Origin of the sequence: Actinoplanes sp. NPDC048791 (assembly GCF_040650095.1) — a bacterium.
Lineage (GTDB): Bacteria > Actinomycetota > Actinomycetes > Mycobacteriales > Micromonosporaceae > Actinoplanes.
On record NZ_JBEZGQ010000273.1, the window covers coordinates 1 to 9,119 of the forward strand.

The 9,119-nt window shown below is 71.1% G+C and carries 7 protein-coding genes; 1 reads left to right on the forward strand and 6 read right to left on the reverse strand.

What is annotated here, in order from left to right; translation table 11 throughout:
• The 5 genes from AB0C29_RS20690 to AB0C29_RS20710 all read right to left on the reverse strand — a co-directional run.
• Positions 1-536, reverse strand: a 536-nt coding sequence (locus tag AB0C29_RS20690) for a methyltransferase domain-containing protein (RefSeq protein WP_360822365.1), incomplete at its 3' end; no start/stop codon positions are given.
• A gap of 20 nt (positions 537-556) precedes the next feature.
• Positions 557-1,267 carry an ABC transporter permease gene (locus AB0C29_RS20695; protein WP_360822367.1) on the reverse strand — a complete coding sequence of 237 codons (711 nt, stop codon included), beginning with the start codon at positions 1,265-1,267 and terminating at the stop codon, positions 557-559.
• Between the two features lies 1 nt (position 1,268).
• Positions 1,269-2,180 (reverse strand): ABC transporter ATP-binding protein, encoded by a 912-nt coding sequence (locus tag AB0C29_RS20700; RefSeq protein ID WP_360822369.1) that lies wholly within the window; start codon positions 2,178-2,180, stop codon positions 1,269-1,271.
• Entirely contained in the window at positions 2,177-3,040 is an 864-nt protein-coding gene (locus AB0C29_RS20705; RefSeq protein WP_360822371.1) for an ABC transporter permease, read from the reverse strand. Before AB0C29_RS20705 ends, AB0C29_RS20700 begins: the two co-directional genes overlap by 4 nt.
• Positions 3,033-3,947: an ABC transporter ATP-binding protein gene (locus tag AB0C29_RS20710; protein WP_360822373.1), complete on the reverse strand. Its 915-nt coding sequence runs from the start codon at positions 3,945-3,947 to the stop codon at positions 3,033-3,035. The genes AB0C29_RS20705 and AB0C29_RS20710 overlap by 8 nt, the downstream gene beginning before the upstream one ends.
• Before the next feature lie 146 nt (positions 3,948-4,093).
• Here AB0C29_RS20710 and AB0C29_RS20715 point away from each other — a divergent pair, with 146 nt between their 5' ends.
• Positions 4,094-8,104: a hypothetical protein gene (locus AB0C29_RS20715; RefSeq protein WP_360822375.1), complete on the forward strand. Its 4,011-nt coding sequence runs from the start codon at positions 4,094-4,096 to the stop codon at positions 8,102-8,104.
• A gap of 16 nt (positions 8,105-8,120) precedes the next feature.
• Here the strand turns inward: AB0C29_RS20715 and AB0C29_RS20720 are convergent.
• Positions 8,121-9,119 (reverse strand): glycosyl hydrolase (locus tag AB0C29_RS20720; protein WP_360822377.1); only part of this gene is annotated, 999 nt, incomplete at its 5' end.

The window sequence follows — 9,119 nt, forward strand, 5'->3', positions numbered from 1 at the left end:
GTCAGCTCCCGGTCGTCGCGCCCCGCCGCAGGTCGGCTGAACCGGGTCACGATCGCCCAGTCGGCGCCGGCCCGGCCCTGCCCCACGGCGTCCGCCCGGGCCGTTCCCCACTCCAGGTCGCACAGGTCCAGGGCGAGCACTCCGCCCGGCAGCAACGCGTCGGCCAGCGCGGCCAGCCCGCGCTGGACCGCCGCGGTGTCCGGCAGATAGTTCAGGGCGTGCCCGACCCCGACGATCGCATCGGCCCGGGGCACCGGCTCGTCCGGCAGGACCAGGGTCCGGATGTCCACGGCGCCCGGCACGGCGGTCCGCGCGAGCTCGAGCATCGCCGGCGCGGCATCCGTGGCGACGACCCGGTGACCGGCCTGCACCAGGAATCTGGTCAGCAGGCCGGTCCCGCAGCCGATCTCCAGGACCAGGCCGCCGCGCTCCCGCACCGGTTCCAGCAGGGCCAGGATGCCGGGCGCACAGGCGGCGGCGTGGAAGCCGTACCCCTGGTCGGTGACATAGGCGAGGTCCGAGCGGAAGGAAGACATCCGCTCATCCTCGCCCACGGTCAGCTCGTCTCGCCGGCCATGCTGAAGCTGCGCAGCCGGTCCACCGCCGCCAGGGTGCAGCCCAGGACGAAGATCGCCGCCATCACGATGGACACCGTGAGGGAGACCTTGGACTCCAGGATGGCGGTCGGGGCGATCTTGTCGGCGATCGTGATCACGTACTGCTCGATGGACAGCACCCGGGTGCCGCTGACGAAGCGGCCCAGCAGGCCCTCCCAGACCAGGATGTAGACCAGGCCGAGCAGCACCGGCCGGCGGGTCAGCAGGCTCAGCAGCAGGAAGAACGCCGAGTACGCGCACGCACCGACCACCGCGGCCGCCGCCAGGCCCAGGCCCAGGCGCGCCGAGTCGGCCAGCGCGCCCGCCACGAACAGCGGCACCGCCGAGGTCACCGCGCTGACCCCGATGGCGACGCCCAGCTTGGCCAGGATGATGTCGCGGCGGGGCAGCGGCTTGGTCAGGATGTGCACGATCGTGCCGTCGTCCACTTCGGAGCCGAGCACGCCGGTGCCCACGATCAGGCTGATCACCGGCAGCACCACGGCCAGGCCCAGACCGACCAGCACCGGGGTGCCCCAGTCGGCCGGGTTGACGTCGTAGGAGCGGCACAGCACGGCCAGGCCGACCAGCAGCAGCGGCAGGGGCAGCAGCAGGAGCACCCGGCGCCGGCCGAACAGTCCGCGGGCAGTGATCCACGCAACGGTCGACACGTCAGGCCTCCAGCAGGTAGGAGAAGACACTCTCCAGGGATTCGTCGGAGGGCAGCAGCTTGCGCAGCCGGATGCCCTCACCGATGGCGATGCGCGGCAGCGCGCGGGTGAAGCTGCCGTAGTCGGACGCGCGTACGGTCAGCCCGGCGTTGTCGATCTCCACGCCGCTGACCGACTTCTCGCCGATCAGGGCCACGGCCAGCCGGCGGTCGTCGGACGACTGCACGGCGAAGACGTGCGGGCGGTTGGTCATCAGCCGGCGGATCCGGCGGTAGTCGCCCGAGGCGGCGAGCCGGCCGGCCACGATCACCTGGACCGTGCCCGAGACCTGCTCCACCTCCTCCAGGATGTGCGAGCTGAACAGGATGGTGTGGCCCCGGTCGCCCAGCTCGTGCAGCAGGCCCATCATGTGCATCCGCTGCCGCGGGTCCATGCCGTTGAACGGCTCGTCCAGCAGCAGCACCTGCGGGTCGTGCACCAGGGCCGCGGCGACCCGGGTGCGCTGGCGCATGCCCTTGGAGTACGTCTCGATCCGGCGGTCGGCGGCGTCGGTCATCTCGACCAGCTGCAGCGCCCGCTCGGCCGCGGCCTTCGGGTCGGGCAGCTTCTGCATCCGGGCGCTGGCCTGGACGAACTCGCGGGCGGTGAGGAAGCCGTGCACCGCCTCGCGCTCGGCGACCAGGCCGAGCCGGCGGTAGATCTCCGGGTTGCGCCAGGTCGGCGCGCCGTCGACGGTCACCGTGCCGCGCGAGGGCGACAGGAAGCCCGCCATCATGTGCAGCACGGTGGTCTTGCCGGCGCCGTTCGGGCCGAGCAGGCCGGTGACGCCCGGTTCCAGCGTCATGCTGATGTCGTTGACCGCCACCACGTTGCCGTACCAGCGGGACACGTTCTCGAGCTCGACTGTGGTCACAGCGAGGCCACCCTCCGGTAGCGGGCCAGTAGCAGCAGCAGGCAGGTGGCGATCAGGGTGGCCGCCTCGATGGCGTACACCGCGCCGAACTCGCCGATGTTCAGGCCCGTGTTGGCCCCGCTGATCAGCCACTGCCCGACGCCGCTGACCACGGTCATCGGGCTGGCCAGACCGGCCAGGTCCTGCGCGGTGGACGACGGCAGGATGGACAGCACACCGACCACCGGGGTGGTCATCAGGAAGACGGCGACGATGCCGCCGGCGGCGAACGCCCGCTTGCCGGTCAGGGAGGCGATCAGCAGGCCGATCGCGGTGAACAGCAGCGCCCAGATCAGGCTGTAACCCCAGGCCGGAAGCAGGTCCTCGATCTCGTTCCAGACCCCGGACATCCCGGTCTTGGTGGTGAAGGCGCCGCCCAGGAAGATGATGAACTGCGGGCCGGCCAGCAGGATCCACACCGCGGTCACCATCGCGGCGACCTTGGCCCCGATGTAATCGGCGGCGCGCAACGGCCGGCTGAAGTAGAGCGGCAGCACCCCCGAGCGCAGGTCGCGGGAGACCAGCTCCGGGGCCACGATCGCGACGAAGAAGATGATCAGCCAGCTCATCGCGTCGGCGAACTGGATGTAGTTGAGCGGCAGGGTGCCGAGCTGGGCGCGTACCGCCGCGAGGATGACCGCGACCAGGGCGACGATCCCGAAGACCAGCCACGGGAAGATCTTGGCCTTGGCCGACCGGCCGAAGCCGTAGGCCGCGCGCAGGCCGTGCACGTAGATGGCGGCGAACACGGCGCCGCGGCCCAGCCGCGGGCCGGTGTAGCGCTGGTATCCGATGTCGTGGATGACGCTCGACTCAGGCATCCGCGGTCTCCCTCGTGGCGAAGAGCTCGGCCACCCGGTGGCGTCGCTGGTCCAGGCGGTGCAGCGGCAGATCGAGATCGGCCACCACCTGCAGGACGTGGTCGTAGGTGGCCTCCTGGGTCAGCGGCACGAGCAGCAGCCGGCCGTCCCGGGTGACCGGCAGCTCCAGCGCCTCCAGCGCCGCCGCCAGTTCCTCCGTACCCTCGCTGACCTCGACCGCGAGCACCTCGCTGGCCTCGGTCATGGCCGAGATGCGGTCGGCGCGCAGCAGCCGGCCGCCCTCGATCGCGACCAGCGAGTCGCAGATCCGCTCGACCTCGCCGAGCAGGTGCGAGCAGACAACCACCGAGATGCCGAACTCGTTGCCGATGCGCTGGATCAGCGCCAGCATGGCGTCGCGGCCGGCCGGGTCCAGACCGTTGGTCGGCTCGTCGAGCAGCAACAGGTCGGGGTCGTGCACCAGGGCCTGGGCGAGCTTGACCCGCTGCTTCATGCCGGTCGAGTAGCCGCCGATCTGCCGGTAGCGCTCCTCGTAGAGCCCGACGTGGCGCAGCGCCTCGGAGGCCCGTTCGCGGGCGGCGGTGCGCGGCAGCCCGCTGATCCGGCCCAGGTGGGTGACGAACTCGGCGGCGGAGACGTCCGGGGGCAGCGCGTCGTGCTCCGGCATGTAGCCGACCTTGGCGCGGACCCGGTCGGGGTCGACGGTGGGATCGATGTCGAAGACCCGCACCTGCCCGCCGGTCGGCGCGATCAAGCCCAGCATGATCTTGATGAAGGTCGACTTGCCGGCGCCGTTGGCGCCGACCAGTCCGATGATCCCGGGCTCGACAGCGACGGTGAGGTCATGCAGGGCGGTCACCTGCGTGCCGTACGTCTTGGTCAACCCTTGGGTAACGATGAGGCTCACAGCCGACAGCCTAGGAACCCGTGTCACCGAAGCGGATCAGGTAAACCCCCGAGTCCCCCCTGAGTACGGGACACACGGCGGGTGGATCACATGCAAAGATGCCGCTGGATTTCATCGGACATCGAAGCAACACGGGGGTACGGCGCATGGCACCACGCCTGACGAAGCGCGCACGGTACGGCAGACATCGGATCACTCAGGCGCTCGCAGGCATCGCTGTCGCCGCCGCGCTGCTCACCGCCCCGCAGCCCGCCGCGGCTGCGACCGAGGAGCCCGTACCGTCCACCTCGGCGTCGGCTCCCGCCGAGCCGTCACCGCCGGTCACGCCGAGCCCGTCGGCCGATGAGGCCACCCCCACCGCGACCCCTGATCCGTCGATGCCGCCCAGCCCGGGCAAAGCGCCGCAGCCGACAGCCAAGCCCAAGCCCAAGCCGAGCAAGGCTGACGTGGCCGCCGCCGAACCCTGCGGTGGTGTGATCACCCTCGGCACGGCAGTGGACTGCGAGGAGATCAAGGACAAGCAGAAGCACGTCTACACGCTGACCACCACGGCGGCCGGCGAGCGGCTGATCCTCGTGCTGCGCGCGCAGGTCGAGGGTGGCGACAGCCTGAGCGGCACACTCACCAGCACCGACGGCGAGACCAGCTGCTACCTGGGGACGTACCCGAGCGACTGTGTCCTCGGGGCCGCAGGCACCTACACGATCACGGTGAGCCTCTACTCCGGATCTGGCAGCAACGCCTACGCGCTCGGCGTCGACTCGCGGTCGCACCCGTCGGCGTGCACCACGCTGAAGAACGAATCCCTGGCCTTCCCGGTCACCACCACACAGGGCACCCTGGCGGCCGGCTCGGCCGGCCGGTGCTACCGCATCGACCAGGCCGAGGGCACGCTCGTCCGGATCTCGGTGGGTGGCGTCGGCGGTTCCGACGTGCGCGGCCAACTGGAGAACGCGGCCGGCGAGAGCATCTGTTACCTGCAGGGCGCCGGCGAATGCACGTTGACCGGCGCCGGGCCGTACAGCTTCTTCGTGACCGAGCAGTACGGCGCGGCGACGGCTTACCGGGTCGCCGTGACCCGGTTGTCCGACCCGGCCGGCTGCGACGACCTGCCGGTCGCGACGTTCGGTGACCCGGGCGACCGCTCCGGTTCGGCGACGATCGGCGGCGACAACGTCACCTGCCAGACCTTCACCGCGGCCGCGGGGCTGCACCTGCTCACCTTCGACAACGCCCAGTACCTGAACTGGCGGGTGGCCGACCGCAGCGGTGCCGTGCTCTGCGGCAAGTGGGGTGAGCAGCGCGAGCTGTGCCCGCTGCCCGCCGCGGGCACGTACACGCTGTACGGCGAGAGCAGCGACTCGTGGGTCGACCCGCACACCGTCACCGTCGCCGTCTTCCCGCTCGCCTCGACGACGGGTTGCGGCCCGTCCGTCGGCACCGCCTGGGACACCCCGGCCGTACGGGTGCGGGTGACCTCGCGCCTGCAGGTCGAGTGCAACCCGCTCGACGCGCAGCCGGGCGACCGGATCGACCTGCGCTCCGGCGGCTGGATCACCGGCACCACCGGCGAGCGGATCTGCGACGCGGTCCGCGAGGACGACGAGAAGGGCTGCGTCCTGCCCGGGAACGGACCGTACCGGATCATCTCGGAGCCGTCCTGGGACGAGGACCCCGAGGACCGGTGGGCCGAGATCGAGGCCCGCCGGCTCAACGACCCGCAGGGATGCGCGACGGTCCCGGTCGGCCGGTACGGCGCCGCCCCGGCCGGTACGCCCACCGCGGCCGAGTGCCGCAAGCTGACCGTGCCGGCCGCGGGCGAGTACCGCGTCGAGGTCGTCGACGACGAGAACTACCACGGTTACGGCACGATCTTCGACCAGGCCGGCAAGCGCGTGTGCGGGGTCGGCAGCTGCACCTTCCCGGCGCCGGGGTCGTACACGCTGGTGACCGAGGGCAGCACCTATGCCACGGTGCTGCTGCCGGCGGCCAGTGCCGCGAGCGGCTGCGTGACGGCGTCCGACCAGCCCACCGCCGCCCCGGCCAAGGGTGAGTTCAAGGCCGCCGGTCAGTACGACTGCCTGCTGCTGCCCACCCCCACCGGCGCCGGCCTGGCCCTGCTCAAGCCGCAGGACGCCACCGGCACGGGCCGCCCGGAGATGACGGTGTACGACGCCACCGGCAACTACGAGTGCGACATCTACCAGCTTCGGGACTACTCCTGCGTACTGGAGGGCACCGCGCCGTTCCACGTGGTGCTGCACCTCGACGAGGACACCGACTCCGTCACCGGGCCGTACGCGCTGAACTTCGCCCGTACCAGCGGCGGGCCGGCCTGTCCGACGCTGGCGACCGGCGCCACGCCGTCGCTGACACTGGGCGGTGACAAGTACGTCGGCTGCTTCACCCTGCCGGCCGGTCAGCACTCGGCGAGCGAGGTGCTGTCGTTCCGGCGTACCGCGGGCACCGGCAAGGCCCGGCTGTCCGTCTTCGGTCCGACCGGCTCGCGGCGTTGCTACACGCAGGCCTCCGACGCCGACTTCACTGTCTGCCGGCTGGAGGCGGGCGCCGCCACGGTCCTGGTCGAGGGCAGCACGGCGACGGGCACGTTCTCGTTCTCGCGCAGGGACGTCACCGCAGCCGCGACGGGTTGCACCCAGATCACGTCCACAGTGATCGGATCGCCGTCGCTGACCGGCACGCTGGCCTCCCGCGGGGACCTGCGCTGCTACCAGGTGTCGGCGAACGCGGCCGACCGGGTGCTCATCGACAGCCGCGACGCCGACAACGTGTCGCGCACGATCGTGCTGGACCCGGACGGCGAGACGACCAGCTGCGCCGGTTACGTCAGCGCCTGCGCGGTCACCGGTGAGAGCAAGTACCAGGTGCTGGTGTGGAGCCTGGGCACCGGCAGTACGGCGTACCAGCTCGACGTCTGGAAGGTGTGGGCCAACGGTCAGCCGCCCGCCGAGTGTGCCAAGGTGCCGTCGGCCGCGTACGGCTTCGGCCCGTACACCGGCACGCTGAGCAGCACGAAGCCCGCGCTGTGCGTGGTCGCCCCGGCCAGCTACTACGACGACCTGACCATCGACGTCAACAACCCGGACGACCCGGACGACGGCTTCTTCTGGGACGCCGGCATGTACGTCGTCACCGGCAGCAGCGGCATGCAGAGCTGCGCGATCGGCGAGGGCGGGTTCCACTGCTGGCACGGCCGGCAGCCGGTCGAGCCGACCGTGTACCTGCTGACCAACGGCAACCGGGCGAGCGAGCACCCGTACCGGCTCGAGGCGACCTGCCACAGTCCGCTCTGCGGCGGGGAGAAGTTCACCGCGACGGCGGCCGCGCCGGCGTCGGTGGCCGGCGGCGCGAAGCGCACCATCACCGTCACCGGCACGTCCCTGCACCTGCGGGACACGGTCCTGGTCACCCCGTCGGGCGGCCCGGCGTTGACCGCGACCGTCAAGTCGGTGTCGGCGGACCGTCGCACGCTGACGGCCGAGGTCGATCTGACCACCGCCCCGACCGGCCCGGTCGCGCTGAGCATCGACTCGTTCGGCGCCGACGCCGAGCCGGTCGTGCTGGCCAACGCTTTCACCGTCACGCTGGCGCCGCTGGTAGCCACCAAGGCGCCGGCGATCACCGGCACCGTGGCGGTCGGCTCGACGGTCAAGGTCTCGGCCGGCAGCTGGACGCCCGCGGCGACGTCGTACACCTATCAGTGGCGGGCCAACGGGTCGGCGATCCGGGGTGCGAGCGGTTCGTCGTACCCGGTCGGCGCCGCGGTGCTCGGCAAGCGGCTCACGGTGACCGTCACCGCGATCCGGTCGGGCCACCAGGCCGGGTCGACGACCTCCGCGGCGTCGGTCGCGGTCGCCAAGGGCAAGGCCCCGGCGGCCACCAAGAAGCCGGCGGTCACCGGTACGGCCAAGGTCGGCCGTACGGTCAAGGTGTCCGCCGGCACCTGGTCGCCGAAGGCCGACTCGTACCGCTACGAGTGGCGGCTGGGCGGCAAGCTCATCCGCGGCGCCACCAAGTCGTCGCTGAAGCTGACGTCCTCGATGCGCAACAAGAAGGTCACCGTCACGGTGATCGCCCGCAAGACCGGCTACACCGACGGCAAGGCCACCAGCAAGGCCGTCACCGTCCGCCGCTGAGCTGCGGCGATCTGACCTACGGCAGGCTGGGCGCGACGTCGACCTGGAAGATCGGCATCTTGCCCAGCTTGCGGTAGGCCATGAGGGCCTCCGGGGTCGCGTCCACCGACGAGTCGCGACCGTCCTGGTTGTGCGGGGTGTCGAAGTGCACCAGAGCCCGGATCTTCGGGAAGTTGCGGATCTGCCGGCCCACCTCGCGGTAGAACTCCGCCTTGTGCCCGGGGTTCTTCTTCGAGGACCAGACGCCCCACTCGGCCACCATCAGCGGCTTGTCCGGGTGCTTGCTCGCGGCCCAGTTGTAGAAGCCGGGCCAGTTCGGGCGGGCCGAGCTCTGCCGGTTCAGCAGTTCGGCGAAGTCACCGTGGCCGTAGCCGGGGTCGCTGTAGGCGTACGTGTCGAAGCCGATCCAGTCGACCACGTCGTTGCCGGGGTACATGTCGTCGAACCACTTCTTGCTGGTGTGCGGCACGTACGCCATGTGCACCAGCACGGTGACCAGGTTGTCGACCCCGTGCCCGCGCAGCCGCTTGACCACGTACCGGTACATGTCCGAGTAGTCCTCGGCGGTGTAGCCGGAGCCCTTCTTCTCCTTGACGTTGTCCTCGGCCTCGTGGTGCACCGTGAAGAAGAACTGCTCCGGGTAGTCCTTGTTGATGTGCCGGGCCAGCCGGTCGAGGAACGCGTCGGTGGCCTTGTCGCCCTTGGCGATGGCGGCCCACGAGGCACCGGACGGCTTCCAGTTCAGGAACAGGATGCGTTCGCGGCCGGGCTCGCGAGCGATCGCCCGCTCCGCCTCTGTCGGGAAGAGCTGCCGGTTGCCCTTGTGGTAGGCGTGGTAGACGGCCTGGTGCCGGTCGGTCTTGCGTTCGAAGTCGGCCAGCGCGCGCCGGCCGCGGGCGTCGGTGAACGCGCCGGGGGCCACGCCCCAGAGCACGCCGCAGGACGGGACGAGTTTGCGCCCGGTGCGGCAGCGCTGCCCGTTGCGGTCGCGCATCGCCGGCTGGGGTGCGGCCAG